This is a genomic window from Pseudomonas sp. (genome assembly GCF_035554175.1).
Classification (GTDB): Bacteria; Pseudomonadota; Gammaproteobacteria; order Pseudomonadales; family Pseudomonadaceae; genus Aquipseudomonas.
Genome location: NZ_DATMIV010000007.1, coordinates 54,540 through 78,068 on the forward strand (window position 1 = coordinate 54,540; position 23,529 = coordinate 78,068).

Below are 23,529 nucleotides of genomic sequence, written 5' to 3' on the forward strand. Positions count from 1 at the left end.
GTCATGTCGCACGCATCTGATTTGATCAGCGAGGACATCCTCGCCTACCTGGGCCAGCACGAACGTAAAGAGCTGCTGCGCTTTTTGACCTGCGGTAACGTCGATGACGGCAAGAGCACCCTGATCGGGCGCCTGCTGCACGACTCGAAAATGATCTACGAAGATCATCTGGAAGCGATCACCCGCGACTCGAAAAAAGTCGGCACCACGGGTGAAGACATCGATCTGGCATTGCTGGTCGACGGCTTGCAGGCCGAGCGTGAGCAGGGCATCACCATTGATGTCGCCTACCGCTACTTCTCTACCGCCAAGCGCAAATTCATCATCGCCGACACCCCCGGCCATGAGCAGTACACCCGCAACATGGCCACGGGTGCCTCCACCTGTGACCTGGCGATCATTCTGGTCGACGCCCGTTACGGCGTGCAGACCCAGACCCGTCGCCACAGCTTCATCGCTTCGTTGCTGGGCATCAAACACATCGTCGTCGCCATCAACAAGATGGACCTGAAGGACTTCGACGAAGGCGTGTTCGAGTCGATCAAGGCTGACTACCTGAAGTTCGCCGAAGGCTTGAAGATGAAGCCCACCAGCATGCACTTCGTGCCGATGTCGGCCCTCAAGGGCGACAACGTGGTGAACAAGTCTGAACGCTCGCCGTGGTACACCGGTCAGTCGCTGATGGAGATCCTCGAGACGGTGGAAGTGGCGGGCGATCGCAACTTCACTGACCTGCGTTTCCCGGTGCAGTACGTCAACCGGCCGAACCTGAACTTCCGCGGTTTCGCCGGCACCCTGGCCAGCGGCATCGTGCACAAGGGCGACGAAGTCGTGGTGTTGCCGTCGGGCAAGAGCAGCCGGGTGAAATCCATCGTTACCTTCGAAGGTGAGCTGGAGCATGCCGGTCCCGGTCAGGCGGTGACGCTGACCATGGAAGATGAAATCGACATCTCCCGTGGCGACCTGCTAGTGCATGCCGACAACGTGCCACCGGTCACTGACAGCTTCGAAGCGATGCTGGTGTGGATGGCTGAAGAGCCGATGCTGCCAGGCAAGAAATACGACATCAAACGCGCCACCAGTTACGTGCCGGGCTCGATCGCCAGCATCGTCAACAAGGTCGACGTGAACACCCTCGAAGAAGGCCCGGCGAGCGCGTTGCAGCTCAACGAAATCGGCAAGGTCAAGATCGCGCTCGATGCGCCGATCGCCCTCGACGGTTACGAAAGCAACCGCACCACCGGCGCCTTCATCGTCATCGACCGTCTGACCAATGGCACCGTTGGCGCCGGCATGATCGTCGCCCAGCCTGTGACTCATGGCAGTGCGACGCACCACGGCAAACTGGCCCACGTTGCCACCGAAGAACGTGCACAGCGCTTCGGCCAGCAACCGGCGACCGTGCTGTTCAGCGGCCTGTCCGGCGCGGGCAAGAGCACCCTGGCCTATGCAGTGGAGCGCAAGCTGTTCGACATGGGCCGCGCGGTGTTCGTACTCGATGGTCAGAACCTGCGTCACGACCTCAACAAAGGTCTGCCGCAGGACCGCGCCGGTCGCACCGAGAACTGGCGTCGTGCCGCGCATGTCGCGCGTCAGTTCAACGAAGCGGGGCTGCTGACATTGGCCGCGTTCGTTGCGCCGAGTGCTGAAGGTCGTGAGCAAGCCAAGGATCTGATCGGCAAGGATCGTCTGCTGACGGTCTATGTACAGGCCTCGCCAACCGTGTGCGCCGAGCGTGATCCGCAAGGTCTGTATGCCGCTGGTGGCGATAACATCCCTGGCGAATCCTTCCCGTACGACGTGCCGCTGAATGCCGATCTGGTGATCGACACGCAGTCGCTGAGTGTGGAAGAAAGCGTCAGGCAAGTGCTGGAGCTACTGCGCAAGCGTGGCGCCATATAAGCGATAAGGCAGCGGCAAGCTTCTAGCTGCAAGCGGCAAGAAAAAGCCCGCCGATGAGTGATCATCGGTGGGTTTTTTATTACCTGGAGAACGGCAAAAAGATCGCAGCCTTCGGCAGCTCCTACATTGGCTCGGCGTGCATACAAGGAGCTGCCGAAGGCTGCGATCTTTTGATCTTCAGCGCTTTGGGTGCTCGCGGTGCATCTGTTCCAGCAGCGCATCCTTGTCCAGCCACAGCTGATTGATCCAGCCCTGAAACTGCAAGCGGTAATCGCCATCCTGGTCGTAGTTCCTGCCGATGAAAACCGGCGGAATTTGCAGCTCTTCAAAATGCACCACCACATCGCGCACGTTGCCGCAGAGCAAGTCCCAGAACCCCGGACGGCCAGCCGGATAGTGAATCGTCACGTTGACAATCGACTCCAGTTGCTCACCCATCGCATCCAGCACAAAGGCAATTCCGCCAGCCTTGGGCTTGAGCAGGTATTTGAAGGGTGATTGCTGCTGCGCCTGCTTGCCTTCCGTGAAGCGTGTGCCTTCGACGAAGTTGAAAATTCCCACCGGGTTGTTTCGGAACTTCGCGCAGGTCTTGCGGGTGGTTTCCAGATCCTTGCCTTTCTTTTCCGGGTGCTTTTCCAGGTACGCCCTGGAGTAGCGCTTCATGAACGGAAAACCCAGTGTCCACCACGCCAGACCGATCACCGGCACCCAGATCAACTCCTGCTTGAGGAAGAATTTCAGTGGCTGAATTTTCCGGTTGAGGACGTATTGCAGGACCAGAATATCGACCCAGCTCTGGTGGTTACTGGTGATCAGGTACGAGTGCTGATAGTCCAGACCTTGCAGGCCGCTGACGTGCCAGCGCGTGCGACGCACCAGGTTCATCCAGCCCTTGTTATTGCTGATCCATGCCTCGTGGGTGTGGCTCATCAGCCAGAGTGAGGCACGCCGGGCGAGGTCGAACGGCAGCACTTTGATCAGCGCCACACAGAACAGGAACGAGCACAGCGCAATAGTATTGAGCGCCAGCAGCAGCGAAGCGATTACGCCGCGCAGCGGTGCAGGGAGAAAGTCCAGCATTTACACATCCATAGGTCGGTTGGCGGCTTGAATCGCGGTGAGCGCGATGGTGTACACGATGTCATCGACTTGCGCGCCGCGTGGCAGGTCATTCACCGGTTTGCGCAGGCCTTGCAGCATTGGCCCGAGGCTGACGCAGTCGGCGCTGCGTTGTACGGCTTTGTGCGTGGTGTTGCCCGTGTTCAGATCAGGGAAAACGAACACCGTGGCGCGCCCGGCGACCTGACTGTTCGGCGCCAATTGGCGGGCGACGTCAGCGTTGGCGGCGGCGTCGTACTGCAACGGGCCGTCAATCAACAGCGAGTTTTGTTGCTCATGGGCGAGCAGGGTCGCCTCGCGGACTTTCTCGACTTCTTCACCACGGGCCGATTCGCCGCTGGAATAGCTGATCATTGCCACCCGTGGGGTGATGCCGAAGGCCGCCGCTGAATCGGCGCTTTGCAGGGCAATCTCGGCCAGTTCCGCAGCGCTCGGGTGCGGGTTCATCACGCAGTCGCCGTAGACCAGCACTTCTTCGGGAAAGAGCATGAAGAACACTGACGACACCAACGTGCAGCCGGGGGCCGTTTTGATCAGTTGCAGGGCCGGGCGAATGGTGTTGGCGGTGGTATTGATCACCCCGGACACCAGACCGTCGACCTCATCCAGCGCGAGCATCATGGTGCCGATTACCACGGTGTCTTCCAGTTGTTGCTCAGCCATCGGCGCGTTTAGGCTTTTGCTTTTGCGCAGGGCCACCATCGGCTCGACGTAGCGTTCGCGGATGTGGTCCGGGTCGAGAATTTCCAGACCCGGCGGCAACACGATGCCTTGGGCGCGGGCGACCGCTTCGACGTCTTCCGGTTTGGCTAGCAATACACAACGAGCGATGCCGCGTTCCTGGCAGATCGCCGCCGCTTGCACGGTGAATGGCTCGCTGCCTTCGGGCAGGACGATGCGCTTGTTGGCCGCTTGCGCGCGCTGGATCAATTGATAGCGGAACACCGCCGGCGACAGGCGCATTTCCCGTGGCGTACCGCAGCGCTGATGCAGCCAGTTGGCGTCGAGATGGCTGGCGACAAAGTCGGTGATGATTTCCGCGCGCTCGCGGTCATCGATGGGGATTTCCTTGTTCAGGCCGTTGAGCAGGTTGGCGGTGTCGTAGGAGCCGGTGCTCACTGACAGCACCGGCAGACCGGCCTGCAACGCGCCACGGCACAGATCCATGATGCGCGGGTCGGGCAGGGTGTCGCTGGTCAGCAGCAGACCGGCAAGCGGTACGCCGTTGATCGCCGCGAGGCTGACGGCGAGGATGATATCGTCGCGATCCCCCGGCGTTACCACCAGCACGCCGGGCTTGAGCAGCTCAACGGTGTTGCGCATGGTTCGCGCACAAATGATGATTTTGCTCATGCGCCGGGTTTCATAATCGCCGGCGTTGAGCACCTGCGCGCCCATCAGATCGGCAACGTCGCGGGTGCGCGGTGCATTGAGTTCAGGTTGAAACGGGATACAGCCGAGCAGGCGGAAATCGCCGCTGCGCAGCAACGGCGAATGCTCTTTCAGACGCGTGGCGAAGGCGTCCATGCTCTCGTCCGTCTTGACCTTGTTGAGGATCACACCGAGGACTTTCGGATCCTTCGGACCGCCGAACAATTGCGCCTGCAACTCGACACGGCCGGAGAGCTCGGCCAGCACTTCGTTTTCTGGCGCCGAGACCAGAATCACCTCGGCATCCAGGCTTTTGGCCAGGTGCAGATTGACCCGCGCGGCGTAGCTGGCACTGCGGGTCGGCACCATGCCCTCGACCACCAGCACGTCCTTGCCGACCGCCGCTTGCTGATACAGGGCAATGATTTCTTCAAGCAGTTCGTCGAGCTGACCGTCGCCGAGCATGCGCTCGACATGCGCCAGGCCCAATGGTTGCGGCGGTTTCAGGCCGTGGGTGCGCGCCACCAGTTCGGTGGAGCGTTCAGGCCCGGTGTCACCCGGATGCGGCTGGGCGATCGGTTTGAAGAAGCCGACTTTCAGGCCGGCGCGTTCAAGCGTGCGCACCAGCCCGAGGCTGATGGAGGTCAGGCCCACGCCGAAATCGGTGGGTGCGATAAAAAAAGTTTGCATGGGAATTCTCTATGCAAGGGTGCCAGCCTATGTCTGGCCGACTACCGAAATTCAGTCGCCAAGGTTATCGCTAACCGGGCCTTGTGCACACCAACCGCAGGCAAAGGGTTGACCTGTTTTTTCAATACGTTGCGCCGGATCCAGCACCCAGGCGCGGGTTTGCCAGGGCGGCTGGTGACGCAGGTGCTGGGTGTGGCCACAGGAAAGCTCGACCACCCAATGACCGTCTTCGTCCTGATGAAAGCCGGTGATGGTCGAAACCCGTTTGTCCGGGTTGTGGTCGCTTTCACGCGATTGCTTCGCTAAACTTGGCCTTTCTATATTCTTATGCAAAAGGTCTCGCCCCATGCTGATCGCCGCCAATAAGGCTGTCTCCATCGACTATACCCTGACCAACGACGCTGGTGAGGTCATCGACAGCTCCGCCGGCGGCGCTCCGCTGGTTTACCTGCAAGGCGCAGGCAACATCATCCCGGGCCTGGAAAAAGCCCTCGAAGGCAAAGCTGTCGGTGACGAGCTGAAAGTTGCCGTTGAGCCGGAAGACGCTTACGGCGAATACGCCGCCGAACTGGTCAGCACCCTGAGCCGCAGCATGTTCGAAGGCGTTGACGAGCTGGAAGTCGGCATGCAGTTCCACGCCTCGGCGCCGGACGGACAGATGCAGATCGTTACCATCCGTGATCTGGACGGCGACGACGTTACCGTTGATGGCAACCACCCACTGGCCGGTCAGCGCCTGAACTTCCAGGTGAAGATCGTTGATATCCGTGACGCCAGCCAGGAAGAAATCGCTCATGGTCACGTCCATGGCGAAGGTGGCCATCACCACTGATTTTCTGCGCTAAGCTTCGAGTACTGGAGAGGCGCCTGTAGGCGCCTTTTTAGTCCGCGACTGTCCTTGGTGGCGTCGCCAAGTGGCTGTTTCGAGTAGAACACGAGAATCCTGGAGTTCGGCATGAGTGCTTTTCACGACCTGAAGTTGACAGCCCTGGATGGTCAGGAGCTACCGCTGGCGCCGTTCAAAGGCCAAGTCGTGCTGGTGGTCAACGTGGCCTCCAAATGCGGCTTGACCCCCCAGTACGCGGCACTGGAAAACCTCTACCAGCAATACAAAACCAAAGGCTTCACTGTGCTGGGCCTGCCGTGCAATCAGTTTGCAGGTCAGGAGCCGGGCTCTGAAAAAGAAATCCAGGAGTTCTGCAGCCTCAACTATGGCGTGACGTTTCCGTTGTCGAGCAAGCTCGAAGTCAACGGCCACGAGCGGCATCAGTTATATCGCCTGCTGGCGGGCGAGGGCGCCGAGTTTCCCGGCGACATCACCTGGAATTTCGAGAAGTTCCTGCTTGGCAAGGATGGCCGAGTGTTGGCGCGATTCTCGCCGCGCACGGCGCCGGATGATCCCACCATCGTGCATGCGATTGAAAAAGCGCTGAGCTGAAAAGCAGGATCAAAAGATCGCAGCCTTCGGCAGCTCCTACAGGGGGATCACGAATCCCGTGTAGGAGCTGCCGAAGGCTGCGATCTTTTGCTTTTAAATCTTTTAATCCTTAATCACCAAAATCAATAATCCTGTTAAAGCCTTGCAACACTCCATATTATCGCCGTCATAAAGCCCTTCTCCGTGGAGTCTTCCAATGCCCGTTCAAGCCCTGTTCAAACCATTCCACCTCGGTGCCCTCGAACTGCCGACCCGCGTAGTCATGGCGCCCATGACCCGCTCGTTCTCGCCCGGCGGTGTACCTAATTCCAAAGTCATCGAATACTACCGCCGCCGCGCTGCGGCCGGCGTCGGCTTGATCATCACCGAAGGCACCACCGTTGGCCATATCGCTTCCAACGGCTATCCGAACGTACCGCAGTTCTTTGGCGACGCGCCGCTGGCGGGTTGGAAAAAGGTTGTCGACGCTGTGCACGCCGAGGGAGGCAAGATCGTTCCGCAGCTGTGGCATGTCGGCAGCGTGCGCCGCCTCGGCACCGAGCCGGACGCCAGTGTGCCGGGCTACGGGCCATCGGAAAAACTCAAGGATGGTCAGGTCGTCGTTCACGGCATGAGCAAACAGGATATTCAGGACGTGATCGCTGCGTTCGCCCAGGCGGCCAAAGATGCACAAAGCATCGGTATGGACGGCGTGGAAATCCACGGTGCTCATGGTTATCTGGTCGATCAGTTTTTCTGGGAAGGCAGCAACCAGCGCACTGACGAATACGGCGGCAGCCTGGCCAACCGTTCGCGTTTCGCCATCGAGCTGGTTCAAGCGGTGCGCGCGGCAGTCGGCGAAGGCTTCCCGATCATCTTCCGTTTCTCGCAATGGAAGCAGCAGGATTACACCGCACGGCTCGTGCAAACCCCCGAAGCGCTGGGTGAGTTTCTAAAGCCGCTGTCCGACGCTGGCGTGGACATTTTCCACTGCTCGACCCGCCGTTTCTGGGAGCCGGAGTTCGATGGTTCCGATCTGAACCTCGCTGGCTGGACGCGCAAGCTGACCGGCAAACCGACCATCACCGTGGGCAGCGTGGGCCTGGACGGGGAATTTCTGCAGTTCATGGTCAACACCGACAAGGTCGCGCAGCCGGCCAGTCTGGAAAATCTGCTGGAGCGCCTGAACAAGGAGGAATTCGATCTGGTGGCGGTGGGGCGTGCGCTTCTGGTGGACCCGGACTGGGCGCAGAAAGTCCGTGAGGGACGTGAGCAGGATATCTTGCCGTTCAGCCGGGAGGCGTTGATGACGCTGGTTTAAGCGGCGCCAGTTCGACCTGTTCGCGAGCAGGCTCGCTCCTACATTTGGAACGCGTTCCCCCTGTAGGAGTGAGCCTGCTCGCGAAAGCGGTAGCGGCATGGACGAAAATCTAAGGTTGTGCCTGAGCCGCGGGCGCCCCCAAATGTCCCACACAAGCCTCACGCAGATACCCCTCGAACTGCTCGATAATCGCCCCCCATCCCTGGCGACTGCCATGTTGTCGCGCATTCAGCCTTACACAGCGCAACCGCTCATCCTCCTCCAGCAACCACGCCGCCGCCTCGCAAAACGCCTGCTCATCGCCCGGCATCGCTGACACGCCGTTGTACCCATGGCGAATATGCTGCGCCGCCGCAGCCTGATCGTAGGCAACCACGCCTAACCCCGAGGCCAAAGCTTCCAGCACCACATTGCCGAAGGTTTCGGTCAGACTGGGAAACACGAATACATCCCCTGACGCATAATGCGCCGCCAATGCTTCACCACGCTGTGCACCGCAGAAAATCGCTTCGGGCAAATCCTTTTCCAGCGCCGTCCGCTGCGGCCCGTCACCGACCACGATGAGCTTCAGATGGCGCTGTGGATAAGTCTCACGCAGGCTTTCAAAGCAGCGCTTGAGCAGACCCAGGTTCTTCTCCGGCGCGAGCCGTCCTACATGGATTACGGCGATGTCCTGCTCAGACAGTCCCCACTGCTCACGCAACGCATTCTGGCGTTTGCTCGGATGAAACAACTGGCTGTCCACCCCCCGCGACAACAACGCCAGGCGCTCGAAATGCCGACGCTCCAGCTCCAGGCGCTGGCTGACGCTCGGCACCAGTGTCAGCGCCGAACGATTGTGGAACCAGCGCAGGTAGTGGGTGAGCATGCGCGTCAGCAAACCGAGGCCGTACTGGCTGGTGTACTGCTGAAAGTTGGTGTGGAAACCGCTGACGACAGCAATCCCCAGGCGCCGAGCCGCGCGCAACGCCGACAAACCGAGTGGGCCCTCGGTGGCGATGTACAGCACATCCGGACGCTGACGTTGCCAACGGCGCAGCAGTTTATGCATCGACGATTGTCCCCACTGCAGCCCCGGATAACCCGGCAATGGCCAGCCCCGGCACAGCAACAAGGCATCGTCCTCGCTGCGCTGCGGATCGCCGGCCTGGCGCGGGCGCACCAGATCCACTTGATGCCCCTGCGCGCGCAGTCCATCGCACAAGCGGCCAAGGGTGTTGGCCACGCCGTTGATTTCCGGTGGGAAGGTTTCGCTGATCAGGGTGATGTGCAGAGCTGTCGTCATGACCTCAGTGTCGGCTGAGGCCATGTCGACATTGTGACGTTCGGATGATGGATTTGTGACCAGAGTCAGTGTTGCGTCACCAGATTCTCGGCCCCGCGTTCGCGCACCCAGAACAGGGTCGCACCCGCTACGGCGGCCGGCATCATCAAGATGTTGACCACCGGAATCAGCAGCACCAGATAGACGATCCCGCCAAAACTCATGCTCTGCCAGCGCTTCTGGCGCAGCCAGGCAAGCATCTCGTTCCAGCCCAGTTTGTGGTTGTCCGCCGGGTAGTCGATGTACTGGATCGCCATCATCCACACACCAAACAACAACCACAGCGGCGCGGCGATGATGTTCACCACCGGGATGAACGACAGAATGAACAGACCGATGGCGCGTGGCAGGAAGTAGCCGAGCTTGCGCATTTCCCGGGCCAGGGTGCGCGGGATCATCGCAATCAGTTCGCCCCAGCTGAAGGCCGGGAAATCATCGGTGCCGCGAACCACCACTTCGACTTTTTCCGCGAGGAAGCCGTTGAACGGCGCGGCGATCACGTTGGCCAGCATTGTGAAAGTGAAGAACACCATCAGTGCTACAAGAACGACGAACAGCGGCCACAGGATGTAACTGAGGAAACTCAACCACTCGGGCAGCGACGGCATCAGCGTGTCGACCCACAGGCTGAACTGGTGGCCGGCCAGATAGATCAATCCGACGAACAGCACCAGGTTGATCGCCAGCGGCAGCAGCACGAACAGGCGCAGGCCTGGACTCAAGACCAGTTTCAGGCCTTCGCGCAGATATTGCGAGCCGGACAGAACAGGGGCGGGCATAAGGTGCTCCGTAATAGGGGAAAACGCGCCGACGTTACCGGCTTTGTGACAACGGCGAAAGCGCGGTAGAGCGATCGACATTCACTGTAACAAAGACGCTCATCTGGTCAGCAACTGGGCATAGAGACCACCTATGAGCTGGATTGTTAAACGGTATTTCCTTAATCTTGCCCCCCTCGATACGCTGCACCCAACTTTTTACAGGACTGTCGAGTTCCAGCCTTCCCCAAGGTATCCACGGTCCTTTTTTATTCCGCCGGCTGTCCGGCGTCCGCGCCAGTTTCATCATGGCCCGGCCAACAGGAGCAGATTCATGTCTGAAGTCCGTCATTCGCGAGTGATCATTCTCGGTTCCGGCCCTGCCGGTTACAGCGCCGCAGTCTACGCCGCCCGCGCCAACCTCAAGCCACTGTTGATCACCGGCATGCAGGCCGGCGGTCAACTGACCACCACTACCGAAGTCGACAACTGGCCGGGCGATGTGCACGGTCTGACCGGTCCGGCGCTGATGGAGCGTATGCGCGAGCACGCCGAGCGGTTTGAAACCGAGATCGTGTTCGATCACATCAACGCCGTGGACTTCGCTGCCAAGCCGTACACCCTGACCGGCGACAGCGCCGTCTATACCTGCGATGCGCTGATCATCGCAACCGGCGCCAGTGCCCGTTATCTGGGCCTGCCGTCGGAAGAAGCGTTCATGGGCAAAGGCGTGTCGGCCTGTGCGACCTGCGACGGTTTCTTCTACCGCAACAAGCCGGTCGCCGTGGTCGGCGGCGGCAACACTGCGGTTGAAGAAGCGCTGTATCTGGCCAACATCGCCAGCACCGTGACCCTGATCCATCGTCGCGAAACCTTCCGCGCCGAGAAGATTCTGATCGACAAGCTCAACGCCCGTGTGGCCGAAGGCAAGATCATCCTCAAGCTGAACGCCAATCTGGACGAAGTCCTCGGCGACAACATGGGCGTGACCGGTGCGCGCTTGCGTAACAACGACGGCAGCTTTGACGAAATCAAGGTTGACGGCGTGTTCATCGCCATCGGCCATACCCCGAACACTTCGCTGTTCGAAGGCCAGTTGACCTTGAAAGACGGTTACCTGGTGGTGCACGGCGGCCGTGAAGGCAACGCAACGGCCACCAGCGTCGAAGGCATCTTCGCCGCCGGTGACGTGGCCGACCACGTTTACCGTCAGGCCATCACCTCGGCCGGCGCCGGTTGCATGGCGGCACTGGACACCGAACGCTACCTGGACGGTCTGCAGAACGCTACGTTCTGACACCGCAGGGCACAAAAAAACCGGCCAGAGATTGGCCGGTTTTTTTATGTCCGCTATTCATCGCCGCTGCACATCTAATGTGGGAGCGAGCCTGCTCGCGAATGCGGTGTATCAGTCGACATCAAAGTTGACTATCAGTCCGTCTTCGCGAGCAGGCTCGCTCCCACAGGAGGTGTGTGTGCCGATAGGATCAGCGGCGGGTCAGGGGCTGAGCGGTGAATTTCACCCCGGCCAGCCCATGCTTGATCAACGCGCGAATATTGCCGTGATCACTGCCCTCAGGCGTCGCCAGCACCGAGCGGTAGTGCTCGCCGAAAGCGAGCAGCGCTTCTTCATCGCTCAGACCCTCCAGCTGCGCCAGACCCAGGGTTTTGCACGAGCCTTCGTTCTGCCCAGCGGCGTTTTCCACGCCACCGTTGTTGAACGCTTGAGGCTGGTAGTCGTAATTGTCGGCAATGAACGCCAGGGTGTCGGCAAAAGCGTGTCCGCCGCTTTTCAGGCTGGCGCGCAGGGTGTTCAGGTCAGTCATGGGTTTTTCCTTTGGCGAACGCTGCTTGCTGTTCGGCGCTGGCTTCTTGCTGGTACTGGGCTTTCCACTCGGCGTAGGGCATGCCATATACCACTTCGCGGGCGTCATCGAGGCTGACATCGATCTGGCGTTCGTCGGCTTCGGCCTTGTACCACTTCGACAGGCAGTTGCGGCAGAACCCCGCGAGGTTCATCAGGTCGATGTTCTGCACATCCTTGCGGCTGTCGAGGTGGGCGACCAGTCGGCGGAAGGCGGCGGCTTCGAGTTCGAGGCGTTGTTGATCGTTCATGGGGGTCTCTGCGAGACAGCTTCAAGCGGAAAGCTTCAAGCTGCAAGATTGGATCGGAATCGGCCGTTAGCTTACCGCTTGAAGCTTGAAGCTTGAAGCTCAGCGGCTTGCCGCGAGCGTGATTGAAACCGATTCGGCGAAGCGCAGCGCGTGGGGTTTGTCGACTTCGACTTCGGCGTATAACACCAACGCATTGCTCATCACCAGATCGAGCACCTCCTGCGTCAGACGTTCGAGCAGCGCGAAGCGGTTGTCTTCGACGTGGGCGATGATGGCTTTGGTGATGGTGCGGTAATTCAGCGCGTGGTCGATATCGTTATCGCGCACAGCTTCTTGAGCCGCGTACAGAATGGTCAGATTGATCAGCACATCCTGTTTGTTACGGATTTCATCCTCGTTGATGCCGATAAAGGTGCGCAGGCGCAGATCCTTGACCCGGATGCGCGCCATTCCCGGTTGAAGTTGTGGCATTGATTTGCTCCGTCCAGTCTATTGCAGGCGTTCTGATGGATCTTACTCGACTCGCGGCTGAAGCGGGACGGCCTTATTTGACATGTCGTCCGCCATTCACAGTCAGCGTGGTGCCGGTGACATAGGGATTATCGAGCAGATAGCGCAGGCTCTGGTAGATCACTTCGCTGCCGGGCTCGATGCCCAGCGCGGATTTGGCCAGCGCCCTGGCACGGTACGCCGCATCGTCATCCGGGTTGAACAGCAACAGGGCCGGGGCGATACCATTGACCTTGATTAAAGGTGCATAGCGCGCGGCGAACGACAGGGTCAGGCTGTCGAGCCCGGCCTTGCTGGCGCAGTAGCCAATGTGCCTGCTGCTGCCTTTGCGGGTGGCGTCGTCGCTGATATGGACAATGTCGGCGGGTGTCGAGCGCTGTAATAATTCGGCGCAGTGCAAGTTGATCAGGTACGGCGCGAGCATGTGAATGTTGAACATGCGGTTGAACGCTTCAGCTTCGCTGCCCGGGGCTTCCGCCAGCCATTCAGAGGCGTTATGCACGATGGCGCGCAAGCGGTCGGTCTGGGCCTTCACAGCGTCGATGCAGGCCAGAATCCCGGCTTCGCTGGAGAAATCTGCGAACAGAGCGGTCGCGCCGAGATCGCGCAGTGCCTGCACGCCCGGTCGCTCGGTTCGGTAAGTGAAAATGACCGGGTGGCCATCCTCGAGCAAGCGCTGGGCACAGTGCAGGCCGACACGCTGGCCGGCACCGGTGATAAGGATCGAGGCTGCTGAATCTGGCATGGACGGCTCGTATCGCGGTGGAGGCGAAAACTATAACAGGCTCGCCGCCCCGCAGAGATCAGCGATTGGGTGCCGATGGGGTCGCTGGCAATGGTCGCGTCGGCGTGCTGTTCAACCAGTTCGCCAGCAGACGCGTCGACAACGGGATAAAGAAATACACCATCAGCGGAGTCAGGCACGCTGTGCCGATCAATATGCGCGGCAACAGGCTCAGCTCAGCGAGAACCGGGCCGAGGACAAAGTTGAAAATCAGCGACACGGGGAAGAACGCCAGCCAGATCGCTACAGCCTGTTTCCAGCGCGGCGGACGCTGCCCGGCGGCACCAAACCAGCCTTCAATGCCGCTGACTCGATGTTCTTTGGGATGTTCGAACAATTCGCTGCCACGGTTCAGCCACGCCGTACGCGACGCAGAATATTCCCAGGTATGCAGGGTTTGCTCATCGACAAAGCGGAAGATGATCTGGAACTCGTTATCGCCGGGCGGTGGTGCAAGGACACCGGAGCCAAGATAGCCCGGAAAGTCGGTGGCCAGTTGCTCGCCTTCGCGCAGCCAAGCGATGAGGTCGTGATAACGGCCATCGGCGACGCGGCGCGCTACCATCAGCGTGACAGGGGAAGCAGACATTTTGTATCTCCGTATTTCGAGTACGTCGCTCCGGATAAGAGCTTCGCCTGACGCAGGCCGGGATAGAGGCCTGCGCTTTGCAACAAGCAAGGATTATTCCTGAATATGCCGATTAAATCAGACACTTTCGTCGTAGATGATTACTTGAACGTTTATGGTCCATCGTGGTTAGAATGGGATCCAATTCACCGACATGGAAGTTGATCGCCAGATGCCTGTTACCACGGACATTCGCCCAGCTTCGGCGGCTCACGTCGCACTCGATCGCGAAGACTTGTTCCCCATACGTGAAGTGGCCCGCTTGACCGGCGTCAATCCCGTTACCCTTCGGGCCTGGGAGCGTCGCTATGGTCTGATCCAGCCGACTCGCACCGAAAGCGGGCATCGCTTGTATTCGATGAGCGATGTCGAGCGTGTGCGCAGCATTGTCGACTGGATCGATCGCGGCGTAGCCGTGAGCAAGGTCGGCAAAATACTGGCGAAGACCGAACCGCTGAAGATCCTGGCGAATTTCATTCCCGACGATCATGTGCAGGCCGACTACAAGCAATGGCAGGAGCAAATTCAGCAGGCGGTGAGTGCGTTCGACGATCAGCAACTGGATCGCGTCTACGGGCAGGTTTTCTCGTCTTACACGCTGCCGGTGGTTTTCGAAGCCATCATCATGCCGTTGTGGCGGCAATTGCTGCAGCGCCAGGAAGCCTTCGGCCAAACCAGCGAATGGCTGTTTCTCGACGGTTTTCTCAGAGCGCGCGTATTGCAGCGCATCGTCATGCTGCGCGGTACGCAGCCGCGACGGATAATCGTCAGCGCTCTCGCGGGCCAGTGTCGTGAGCTTGAATTGCTGGTAGCGGCACTGTTTCTCAGTGGCAACGATTCTGGCGTGCGGGTGCTGACCACTGGTCAGCCGTTCGACGAGTTAACGCTGGTGTGCGAAAAGGTCAGGCCTGATGCGCTCGTACTGTTTTCAAATCATGCCCCCGGCCCGGAACTGCCTCGACGCCTGAATCGCCTGGCCATGAGTCTTGATTGCCAGTTGATGCTGGCCGGCGACGCGTCAGAACTGGCCGAGGACAGTCTCGCCGGTTCATCGGTGGCCTGCCTGGGCAATGAAGGTTCGACAATGCGCCAACGCCTGAAGCAATTCATGGCGGGCAAACTGGATACCTGAAATTCAGGCGTGCAGGGCAGGGTGGCTCAGACGATGTTGTTGCAGGATGAACTGACGCAGGCGCTCGGTTTCATCGGCATCGGTCTGGCTCAGCTCGTAGGCATAGAAACCTTGCTCGGTTTCCCGTTCGAAATGACCGCGCAGTGAAATCCGTTCATAACCAGAAGGGCTGAACCACAGGGCGAAATGCTTCGGCGGTTTGGTTTTGTTGCGCACTTGCAACAACACGCCTTTGTGCGAAACCTCGTGTACCCACAACATGCCGGGCTGGCCTTTGGCATTCTCCAGAGCGACCGGCTCGTCAAGCACCAGGCGCCATGGGCGTACCATCGGGCCGTCTTCGTAAATGCTCGGCACGCCCAGACGCAAATGCAGCGCGTGGAATTCGTCTTCCACCAGATGCAGCGGGAAAGTCATCTGCTGATTTTCGAAGTTGGCCTGGATCGTGACTTGTTCATGCGCCGCGAGGCGCGTCAGCAGGTCACGAATCTGCGAACCGCCATTGACCAGCAGACTCGAGGTCGCATCCCGCACGTTCAGTTGCGGGTTGTGCTGCATGGTCTGGATAAAATCCAGCTCGTCCTGGGTCAGGAGGGCGTCGCGCTGCATGGTTAACTCGAAGTGAATAGTTACAAAGTCATTGGTGATTGTAGTTAATGACCATCAGTTCGCGGTTTTGTTTGCGCCATTCGTCGCTTTCAATGCCGCGAGTTCAGCTTGCAGAGCGGCAACCTGTGCTTCGAGCTGCGCGACCCGTTGTTGTGCCTTGACCTGAACCGTCACATCCTTTTGCACACCGATGAAATAAGTTTGCCCATCGGCGGCATTTTTTACGGTCGAGAGCGACAGCTCGTTCCAGAATGGCGTGCCATCCTTGCGATAGTTGCGCAGGATTTCACGGCACGATCCACCTTCTCGCAATGTATCGCGAATCAGCTGCAGACTTTGCTGATCGCGGTCTCCCGCCTGGAGGAAACGGCAGTCCTGATAGAGAATTTCCTCACTGCTGTAACCGGTCAGACGTTCAAAAGCGGGGTTGACGTAGATCAGGATGTTGTCCTGTTCTCCTTCCTTTTCAGCGACTACGATCCCGTCGTTCGAGGCGTTGATCACCATTTGCAGCAGATTGGCGTTGATCATTTGCGAGTCCTTTGCGCATTGTCAGTGGCTGGCATTCTAGAAGAAAGGCGCAGGCTGTCTATAGGCCACCAGCGCAGATTGAGAGCCAATCGCAACTTGGGGACATGGACTGGTACCATCGCCGCTCTTTTTTCAGTTCCAGGAACAGATTGATGAAAGTTGCCATTCTCTCCGGCTCGGTCTACGGCACCGCCGAAGAAGTCGCCCGCCACGCGCAGAACCTGCTGAATGACGCCGGCTTCGAAACCTTCTACAACTCGCGCGCCACGCTGGCCGATATTCTGGCGTTCGGCCCTGAGGCTCTTCTGGCCGTCACTTCGACCACTGGCATGGGCGAACTGCCGGACAACCTGCAACCGTTGTATTCGTCGATTCGCGACCAATTGCCCGCTGCCTGGCGCGGCCTGCCGGGTGGGGTGATTGCCCTCGGTGATGCCAGCTATGGCGACACCTTCTGCGGCGGTGGCGAGCAGATGCGTGAATTGTTTGCCGAGCTGGGCGTGAATGAGCTGCAGGACATGCTTCGAATCGACGCCAGTGAAAGCGTGACGCCGGAAACCGATGCCGAGCCCTGGCTGGCGCAATTGATTACAGCGCTCAAGGGCTGATCGCGCAAAAGTATTCGCCGCACCCTGTTAGCGTATTGCGTTGGAAGGGATCCCGGCTGTTTGCCCGGCTGACTCGCTCAGTCATCAAGCTGGCTGCCAATGCAACTACGCGATGCCCTGCGCCTGACTAGACTGCTGACACGAGCAGAACAAGAAGAACGCAGAGGTGCATACAGTGAGCGTAGCCCCCGTCCAATCGTCGCCGAATGTCAAAGACCAGGTCAGCGCCGCAGAGTGGCAGACCCGCGTCGATCTTGCCGCCTGTTATCGTCTGGTCGCGCTGCACGGCTGGGATGATCTGATCTTCACCCACATCTCCGCCAAGGTGCCCGGCACTGAAGATTTCCTGATCAACCCGTTTGGCTTGATGTTCCATGAGATCACCGCGTCGAGCCTGGTAAAAGTCGATCAGGCCGGCAACAAACTCATGGACAGCCCCTACGAGATCAACCCGGCTGGCTACACCATTCACAGTGCCGTCCATGAAGTACGCCACGATGTGGTTTGCGTGCTGCACACGCATACCGCCTCAGGGGTTGCGGTGTCGGCGCAAAAGCAGGGTGTGTTGCCGATCAGTCAGCAGTCTCTATTCGTATTGTCGAGCCTGGCCTATCACGCCTACGAAGGCGTGGCGCTGAACCACGAAGAGAAAGCACGACTGCAGGCCGATTTGGGCGACAACAACTTTCTCATGTTGCACAACCATGGTCTGCTCACCTGCGGCGGCACTATTGCCGATACCTTTCTGATGATGTTCACCTTCCAGCGTGCCTGCGACATTCAAGTCATGGCGCAAACGGGCGGGGCGGAACTGATCGCGATCGAACCGCAGATTCTCGCCGGCGCCAAGGCGATGATTGCCGGCGTCACCAAGAGCGCACAAGGCATGGGCGGCGCGCTGGCGTGGCCGGCGCTGCTGCGCAAACTCGATCTACAGGATCCGGGGTATAAATTCTAATGCCACTCGCCGAGATTCCTCTGAGTGTCTGGCGCAAGCGCAGCCGGACCTTCGTTTTTCGTGGCCAGTCGATCCGCTACTGGATGGTCGGACAGGGTGAACCGCTGCTGTTGATCCACGGTTTCCCCACTGCCAGTTGGGATTGGCATTACCTGTGGCAGCCACTGGCGCAGCGTTATCAGGTGATCGCCTGCGACATGCTCGGCTTCGGCGATTCGGCGAAACCGCGCAATCACACCTACAGCCTGCTGGAACAGGCCGATCTGCAACAGGCGTTACTCACCCATCTGCAGATCCGGCAGCCGCTGCATATTCTTGCCCACGACTATGGCGACAGCGTCGCTCAGGAACTGCTCGCACGGCATTACGAAAAGCGCATCGAAGTTGCCAGTTGCGTTTTCCTCAATGGGGGGCTGTTCCCGGAAACCCACCGTCCGCTGCTGATGCAGAAACTGCTGCTCAGCCCGATTGGCTGGCTGCTCGGTCGCGCATTCAGCCGTGAGGCGCTGGTCAAGGGCTTCCGGAAAATATTCGGCCCGCAGACCCAGCCGAGCGAAAGCGAACTGGATGATTACTGGAGTCTGGTCGACAGCAACCATGGCCCGCGCATCCTGCACAAACTGATCACCTACATCCCCGAGCGCCGGGTTCAACGTGAGCGCTGGGTGACGGCCATGCAGCGTGGTGACATTCCTTTGCGCGTGATCGACGGCGCAGTCGATCCGATCTCCGGTGTGCACATGGTTGAGCGTTATCGCGAGCTGATTGCTGATGCGGACACCGTGCTGTTGCCGGGCATCGGCCACTATCCGCAAACCGAGGCGCCGGTGCAGGTACTCAAGCACTATCTGGCGTTTCGTGAACGTCTGGTATTGCCTCCGCGCAAAGTGGCGTACTCCTGATGTTCGTCGGGAGCCCGAGCTCCCGGCGAGTTCGCACTTTCGTCATCCCCCATCCTTATCGCACACCATTCAGCCCCAGCCGTGTTCGTTGTGACCCAAAGCGTCGTGACTGACACTCGGGATCATTATTCCTTGGCCTGCTGGAGTTGCTGCGATGAATGAGCCTGTGCGTTTCGAAGATAAAGTCGTGATTGTCACCGGCGCCGGTGGCGGCCTCGGTCGTGCGCATGCGCTGCTGTTCGCCAGGCAGGGCGCCAGGGTACTGGTCAACGATCTCGGCGGCTCGACTCAGGGCGAAGGCGCCAACGCATCGGCTGCCGACCGCGTGGTGGCGGAAATTCGCGAGGCTGGCGGTATCGCTGAAGCCAACCATGACTCGGTGACTGACGGCGACAAACTGGTGCAGAACGCCCTGGATGCCTTCGGCCGCGTCGATGTGGTGGTCAACAACGCGGGGATCCTGCGCGACAAATCGTTCCACAAAATGGACGACGCCGATTGGGATCTGGTCTATCGCGTCCACGTCGAAGGTGCCTACAAAGTCACCCGTGCTGCATGGCCGCATCTGCGCGAGCAAAACTACGGTCGCGTCATTTTCACCGCGTCGACTTCGGGCATTTACGGCAACTTCGGCCAGTCCAACTACGGCATGGCCAAACTCGGACTTTACGGTCTGACCCGAACGCTGGCGATCGAGGGACGCAAGAACAATATTCTGGTCAACGCCATCGCCCCTACCGGCGGCACGCGCATGACCGAAGGCCTGATCCCCCCGCAAGTATTCGAGCAACTGAAGCCGGAGCTGGTCAGCCCGCTGGTGGTGTATCTGGCCAGCGAGCAATGCCAGGAAACGTCCGGTCTGTTCGAAGTCGGCGGCGGCTGGATGGGCAAGGTGCGCTGGGAGCGCAGCCTCGGTGCCGGCTTCGATCCGCGCGAGGGCTTCTCGCCGGAAGACGTCGCGGCGCATTGGCAGCAGATTTGTGATTTCGAAGGGGCGGCGCACCCGAAGGACAATATCGAGGCGCTGAAGGAGATGATGACGAATTTGCAGAAGTATTCGGTTTAAGCCCTACCCTCCATCGACAGGGCTCCAGCGAGCCCTGATTCCCGCTCCCATGCGCATCGCACAACAAATCGCCCATAAAAAAGGCCGCTGCAAACGCAGCGGCCAAGGTAAGACGTTGGATCAAGGAGCTACAAATCAACGTCAGTGAACAGCGGGGCGATAAAGCGAAAAATCGATTTATCCGAAATCTGTAGCCCATCGCGTGCGCCTTCAGCGAAGCGGGCTTGGCGCTTTCCGGCATGTTCCGGGAAAGCACGCGCAGAATAAGCGCTTGAGCCTGTAGGAAAAATACCAATTCCAGACATGCACTGTTACGGGGCGCGCAACAGTCGCGTGCACATGCATGGCGCTGATGATGCGCCATCCAGCCAGTTCATGAACCGCTCCAGTCCCCGCCGTACAAGGTCATTCATCCTTTCGAGCGACAACGCAAATACCTCCTTGGTGCGCTTATCGACCGCTTCCGCCGGCAGTAGGGTGGGGCCTTCTGTCACTCACCGGGGAAGACGCATGACAAAAACAACAATGCGCGCCATCTTCAAACCGCAGGCGCTGGCCGCTGCGGTGGCCATGGGTTGCTGCGCCCAGGCGTACGCGGTTGCCTTCAACATCGGCGAAATCGAAGGCACGTTTGACTCGTCACTGTCGATCGGCGCGAGCTGGGGCCTGCGCGATGCCGACAACTCGCTGGTCGGCACGGTCAATGGCGGCAGCGGGCAATCTTCGACCGGTGATGACGGGCGGCTGAATTTCAAGAAGGGCGAAACCTTCTCGAAAATCTTCAAGGGCATCCACGACCTCGAACTGAAGTACGGCGATACCGGCGTGTTCGTCCGTGGCAAGTATTGGTACGACTTCGAACTCAAGGACGAAGACCGCGAGTTCAAACAGATCAGCGACAGCGGCCGCAAGGAAGGCGCCAAGTCTTCCGGCGCGCAGATTCTCGATGCCTTCGTGTATCACAACTACGCCATCGCCGATTTGCCCGGCACCGTGCGAGCGGGCAAGCAGGTGGTGAGCTGGGGCGAAAGTACCTTCATCGGCAACTCGATCAACAGCATCAACCCGATCGACGTCTCGGCATTCCGGCGTCCCGGAGCGGAGATCAAGGAAGGCCTGATCCCGGTGAACATGCTGTTCGGCTCGCAGAGCCTGACCGACAAACTCTCGGTCGAAGGCTTCTACCAACTGGAATGGGACCAGACCGTTCTCGACAACTGCGGCACGTTTTTCGGCGTTGACGTGGCAGCGGACGGTTGCAACAACGGCTACACCGTAGGCAGCCCGGCGGTAGCGCCACTGGTGCCGCTGACCACCGCGTTCGGCCAAGGCATTCAGGTCACCCGCGAAGGCGTGGTGATCCCCCGTGGCGGCGATCGCGATGCGCGCGATTCGGGACAGTGGGGCACGGCACTGCGCTGGCTAGGGGAGGACACCGAATACGGTCTCTACTTCATGAATTACCACAGTCGTACGCCAACGGTCGGCACCACTACGGCGGGGCTTTCGACGCTGGCGGCACTGCCCGCCATGGTCGGCATTGCCAACGGCCTCGCGCCTGGCAGCGGTGCCGGGCTGGCGCAAAGCGTGATGCTCGGGCGCGGTCAGTACTACCTCGAATATCCGGAAGACATTCGCCTGTACGGCGCGAGTTTTTCCACCACTCTGCCTACCGGCACCGCGTGGACCGGCGAGATCAGCTATCGGCCGAATGCGCCGGTGCAGGTCAACACCAACGACCTGACGCTGGCGCTGGTCAACCCGATTGCCGGCGGCGCCGCATCGCCACTCGCGACTTCGCCAGGCGCGGACAACAAGGGCTACCGGCGCAAGGAAGTCACGCAGATCCAGAGCACCCTCACGCACTTCTTCGACCAGGTACTGGGCGCCGAGCGCCTGACGGTGGTCGGCGAAGCGGCGGTGGTGCATGTCGGTGGCCTGGAGTCGCGCAGTGAGCTGCGTTATGGCCGTGATTCGGTCTACGGCCAGTACGGTTTCGGCGGTGACACCGACGGCTTCGTCACCTCGACCTCATGGGGCTATCGCGCCCGGGCGATTCTCGATTACGCCAACGTCATCGGCGGGATCAACCTCAAGCCCAACCTGTCGTGGTCGCACGACGTTGCCGGTTACGGCCCCAACGGGCTGTTCAACGAGGGTGCGAAAGCTGTGAGCGTCGGCGTCGATGCCGACTACCGCAATACCTACACCGCGAGCCTGAGTTACACCGACTATTTCGGTGGCGATTACAACGTCCTCGAAGACCGTGACTTCGTGGCCCTGAGCTTCGGCGTGAACTTCTGATCTGCCCGAGAAGGATGACTGCAATGCGCAAAACGATTCTGCAATGTGGCGTGCTGGCCCTGAGTCTGCTGGCGGCCAACGTGATGGCGGCGGTGTCGCCGGATGAGGCAAACAAACTCGGCACCAGTCTGACCCCGCTGGGGGCCGAGAAGGCTGGCAATGCTGACGGTTCGATTCCGGCCTGGACTGGCGGCATTGCGAAAAACGCCGGTGCGGTAGACAGCAAGGGCTTTCTTGCCGACCCGTTCGCCAATGAAAAACCGCTGTTCACCATCACAGCGGCGAACGTCGAGCAGTACAAGAGCAAGCTCTCCGACGGCCAGGTGGCGATGTTCAAACGCTACCCGGAAACCTACAGGATCCCGGTGTACCCGACCCACCGCACCGTGGGTGCACCGGCGCAAATCTACGAGTCGGCCAAGCGCAGCGCGCTGAACGTTAACGCTATCAACGACGGCAACGGCTTGGCCAATTTCACCGGCAATCGTTACTACGCCTTCCCGATTCCAAAGAATGGCGTCGAGGTGCTGTGGAACCACATCACCCGTTACCACGGTGGCAACCTGCGGCGGATCATCACCCAGGTGACACCGCAGACCAACGGCAGCTACACGCCGATCCGCTTCGAAGAAGAGATCGCTGTGCCGCAATTGATGAAGGACATCGATCCGGAGAAAGCCGCCAACGTTCTGACCTTCTTCAAGCAGTCAGTAACCGCCCCGGCGCGGCTGGCCGGTAACGTGCTGCTGGTACACGAAACCCTCGATCAGGTGAAGGAACCGCGTCTGGCGTGGATTTACAACGCTGGTCAGCGCCGGGTGCGGCGGGCGCCGCAAGTGGCTTATGACGGCCCGGGCACGGCGGCCGATGGCCTGCGTACTTCCGACAACTTCGACATGTTTTCCGGCGCTCCCGATCGGTACGACTGGAAGCTGGTGGGCAAGAAGGAAATGTACATTCCCTACAACAGCTACAAACTTGACTCGCCGACACTCAAGTACGACGACATCGTCAAGGCCGGGCACATCAATCAGGACTTGACCCGCTACGAGCTGCATCGCGTCTGGGAGGTGATCGGCACGGTCAAGCCGAACGAGCGTCACATCTACGCCAAGCGCCACATGTACATCGACGAGGACAGCTGGCAAGTGGCACTGGCTGACCACTATGACGGTCGCGGGCAACTGTGGCGCGTCGCCGAAGGTCATGCGCAGTACTACTACGATCACCAGACCCAGGCCTACACGCTCGAAGCGCTCTACGACATTATTGCCGGCCGCTACATTGCGTTGGGCATGAAGAACGAAGAGAAGCACAGTTTCGAATTCGGCTTCGAAGCCAAGGCGGCTGACTACACACCATCGGCTCTGCGTGCAGAGGGCGTGCGGTAGCTGCCCTGCCACGCAACTGGACAAAAGGCGACTGCACGGTCGCCTTTTTTATGACCATCAATCAGCGTGCTGAATACTTGTCAACAAGC

The 23,529-nt window shown here is 59.7% G+C and carries 24 protein-coding genes; 12 read left to right on the plus strand and 12 right to left on the minus strand.

The genetic code is table 11. The features are described 5' to 3' along the window. Positions 1-3 precede the first annotated feature (3 nt). Entirely contained in the window at positions 4-1,902 is a 1,899-nt protein-coding gene (gene cysN, locus VNV36_RS02965; RefSeq protein WP_325716086.1) for a sulfate adenylyltransferase subunit CysN, read from the plus strand. Between the two features lie 177 nt (positions 1,903-2,079). On the opposite strand, the gene yihG is transcribed toward cysN, so the two are convergent. Genes yihG through VNV36_RS02980 form a run of 3 tightly spaced genes read right to left on the minus strand, consistent with a single transcriptional unit; the run spans position 2,080 to position 5,460 of the window. Next, complete coding sequence (yihG, locus tag VNV36_RS02970) at positions 2,080-2,982, minus strand: 1-acylglycerol-3-phosphate O-acyltransferase, YihG family (RefSeq protein WP_325716088.1); 903 nt, start codon at positions 2,980-2,982, stop codon at positions 2,080-2,082. Continuing rightward, positions 2,983-5,082: a phosphate acetyltransferase gene (gene pta / locus VNV36_RS02975; RefSeq protein ID WP_024011632.1), complete on the minus strand. Its 2,100-nt coding sequence runs from the start codon at positions 5,080-5,082 to the stop codon at positions 2,983-2,985. 51 nt (positions 5,083-5,133) lie between these two features. Next, complete coding sequence (locus tag VNV36_RS02980) at positions 5,134-5,460, minus strand: DUF3565 domain-containing protein (protein ID WP_325716090.1); 327 nt, start codon at positions 5,458-5,460, stop codon at positions 5,134-5,136. Between VNV36_RS02980 and VNV36_RS02985 the strand changes: the two genes are divergently transcribed. From VNV36_RS02985 to VNV36_RS02995, 3 genes are all read left to right on the plus strand, one after another. Continuing rightward, complete coding sequence (locus VNV36_RS02985; RefSeq protein WP_090281801.1) at positions 5,429-5,914, plus strand: FKBP-type peptidyl-prolyl cis-trans isomerase; 486 nt, start codon at positions 5,429-5,431, stop codon at positions 5,912-5,914. The genes VNV36_RS02980 and VNV36_RS02985 overlap by 32 nt on opposite strands. Before the next feature lie 123 nt (positions 5,915-6,037). Then, the gene (locus VNV36_RS02990) at positions 6,038-6,520 is read left to right on the plus strand and encodes a glutathione peroxidase (RefSeq protein WP_325716094.1); all 483 of its coding nucleotides are present in this window, start codon (positions 6,038-6,040) and stop codon (positions 6,518-6,520) included. A 196-nt stretch (positions 6,521-6,716) separates the two neighbouring features. After that, on the plus strand, positions 6,717-7,820 hold the full coding sequence (locus tag VNV36_RS02995) for an NADH:flavin oxidoreductase (RefSeq protein WP_325716096.1): 1,104 nt from the start codon (positions 6,717-6,719) through the stop codon (positions 7,818-7,820). A 109-nt stretch (positions 7,821-7,929) separates the two neighbouring features. On the opposite strand, the gene VNV36_RS03000 is transcribed toward VNV36_RS02995, so the two are convergent. Then, entirely contained in the window at positions 7,930-9,129 is a 1,200-nt protein-coding gene (locus tag VNV36_RS03000) for a glycosyltransferase family 4 protein (RefSeq protein WP_325716098.1), read from the minus strand. A 41-nt stretch (positions 9,130-9,170) separates the two neighbouring features. Continuing rightward, positions 9,171-9,923, minus strand: a complete 753-nt coding sequence (gene cysZ, locus VNV36_RS03005) for a sulfate transporter CysZ (protein WP_325716100.1) — start codon at positions 9,921-9,923, stop codon at positions 9,171-9,173. 313 nt (positions 9,924-10,236) lie between these two features. Here cysZ and trxB point away from each other — a divergent pair, with 313 nt between their 5' ends. Next, on the plus strand, positions 10,237-11,199 hold the full coding sequence (trxB, locus tag VNV36_RS03010; protein WP_325716102.1) for a thioredoxin-disulfide reductase: 963 nt from the start codon (positions 10,237-10,239) through the stop codon (positions 11,197-11,199). A 190-nt stretch (positions 11,200-11,389) separates the two neighbouring features. Here trxB and VNV36_RS03015 read toward each other — a convergent pair whose 3' ends face one another. The 5 genes from VNV36_RS03015 to VNV36_RS03035 all read right to left on the minus strand — a co-directional run bounded on the left by VNV36_RS03015 (position 11,390) and on the right by VNV36_RS03035 (position 13,900). Beyond that, positions 11,390-11,728 (minus strand): HopJ type III effector protein, encoded by a 339-nt coding sequence (locus VNV36_RS03015; RefSeq protein ID WP_325716103.1) that lies wholly within the window; start codon positions 11,726-11,728, stop codon positions 11,390-11,392. Further along, a complete protein-coding gene (locus VNV36_RS03020) occupies positions 11,721-12,017 on the minus strand; it encodes a DUF1244 domain-containing protein (protein ID WP_325716105.1) in 297 nt (98 codons plus the stop codon). Before VNV36_RS03020 ends, VNV36_RS03015 begins: the two co-directional genes overlap by 8 nt. A gap of 99 nt (positions 12,018-12,116) precedes the next feature. Beyond that, entirely contained in the window at positions 12,117-12,488 is a 372-nt protein-coding gene (gene folX, locus VNV36_RS03025; RefSeq protein WP_325716107.1) for a dihydroneopterin triphosphate 2'-epimerase, read from the minus strand. Between the two features lie 73 nt (positions 12,489-12,561). Further along, positions 12,562-13,272 (minus strand): dihydromonapterin reductase, encoded by a 711-nt coding sequence (gene folM / locus VNV36_RS03030; RefSeq protein ID WP_325716109.1) that lies wholly within the window; start codon positions 13,270-13,272, stop codon positions 12,562-12,564. A gap of 58 nt (positions 13,273-13,330) precedes the next feature. Then, the gene (locus VNV36_RS03035; RefSeq protein ID WP_325716111.1) at positions 13,331-13,900 is read right to left on the minus strand and encodes a putative antibiotic biosynthesis monooxygenase; all 570 of its coding nucleotides are present in this window, start codon (positions 13,898-13,900) and stop codon (positions 13,331-13,333) included. A gap of 211 nt (positions 13,901-14,111) precedes the next feature. Here VNV36_RS03035 and VNV36_RS03040 point away from each other — a divergent pair, with 211 nt between their 5' ends. Then, positions 14,112-15,071: a MerR family transcriptional regulator gene (locus VNV36_RS03040; protein WP_325716113.1), complete on the plus strand. Its 960-nt coding sequence runs from the start codon at positions 14,112-14,114 to the stop codon at positions 15,069-15,071. Positions 15,072-15,074: 3 nt separating this feature from the next. On the opposite strand, the gene VNV36_RS03045 is transcribed toward VNV36_RS03040, so the two are convergent. Beyond that, positions 15,075-15,680 (minus strand): hypothetical protein, encoded by a 606-nt coding sequence (locus tag VNV36_RS03045; protein WP_325716115.1) that lies wholly within the window; start codon positions 15,678-15,680, stop codon positions 15,075-15,077. 54 nt (positions 15,681-15,734) lie between these two features. Continuing rightward, complete coding sequence (locus VNV36_RS03050; protein WP_325716117.1) at positions 15,735-16,211, minus strand: PAS domain-containing protein; 477 nt, start codon at positions 16,209-16,211, stop codon at positions 15,735-15,737. Positions 16,212-16,363: 152 nt separating this feature from the next. Here VNV36_RS03050 and VNV36_RS03055 point away from each other — a divergent pair, with 152 nt between their 5' ends. The 6 genes from VNV36_RS03055 (at position 16,364) to VNV36_RS03080 (ending at position 23,440) form a co-directional block, all read left to right on the plus strand. Next, complete coding sequence (locus VNV36_RS03055) at positions 16,364-16,819, plus strand: flavodoxin (RefSeq protein WP_325716119.1); 456 nt, start codon at positions 16,364-16,366, stop codon at positions 16,817-16,819. Between the two features lie 175 nt (positions 16,820-16,994). Further along, positions 16,995-17,777 carry a class II aldolase/adducin family protein gene (locus tag VNV36_RS03060; protein WP_101159273.1) on the plus strand — a complete coding sequence of 261 codons (783 nt, stop codon included), beginning with the start codon at positions 16,995-16,997 and terminating at the stop codon, positions 17,775-17,777. Next, entirely contained in the window at positions 17,777-18,679 is a 903-nt protein-coding gene (locus VNV36_RS03065) for an alpha/beta fold hydrolase (RefSeq protein ID WP_325716123.1), read from the plus strand. Before VNV36_RS03060 ends, VNV36_RS03065 begins: the two co-directional genes overlap by 1 nt. A gap of 154 nt (positions 18,680-18,833) precedes the next feature. Next, on the plus strand, positions 18,834-19,745 hold the full coding sequence (locus VNV36_RS03070) for an SDR family oxidoreductase (RefSeq protein WP_325716125.1): 912 nt from the start codon (positions 18,834-18,836) through the stop codon (positions 19,743-19,745). Between the two features lie 510 nt (positions 19,746-20,255). Continuing rightward, positions 20,256-22,049, plus strand: coding sequence for a DUF1302 domain-containing protein (locus VNV36_RS03075; protein WP_325716127.1), 1,794 nt, complete (start codon positions 20,256-20,258; stop codon positions 22,047-22,049). 23 nt (positions 22,050-22,072) lie between these two features. Continuing rightward, the gene (locus VNV36_RS03080; RefSeq protein ID WP_325716129.1) at positions 22,073-23,440 is read left to right on the plus strand and encodes a DUF1329 domain-containing protein; all 1,368 of its coding nucleotides are present in this window, start codon (positions 22,073-22,075) and stop codon (positions 23,438-23,440) included. The last annotated feature ends 89 nt before the right edge of the window (positions 23,441-23,529 follow it).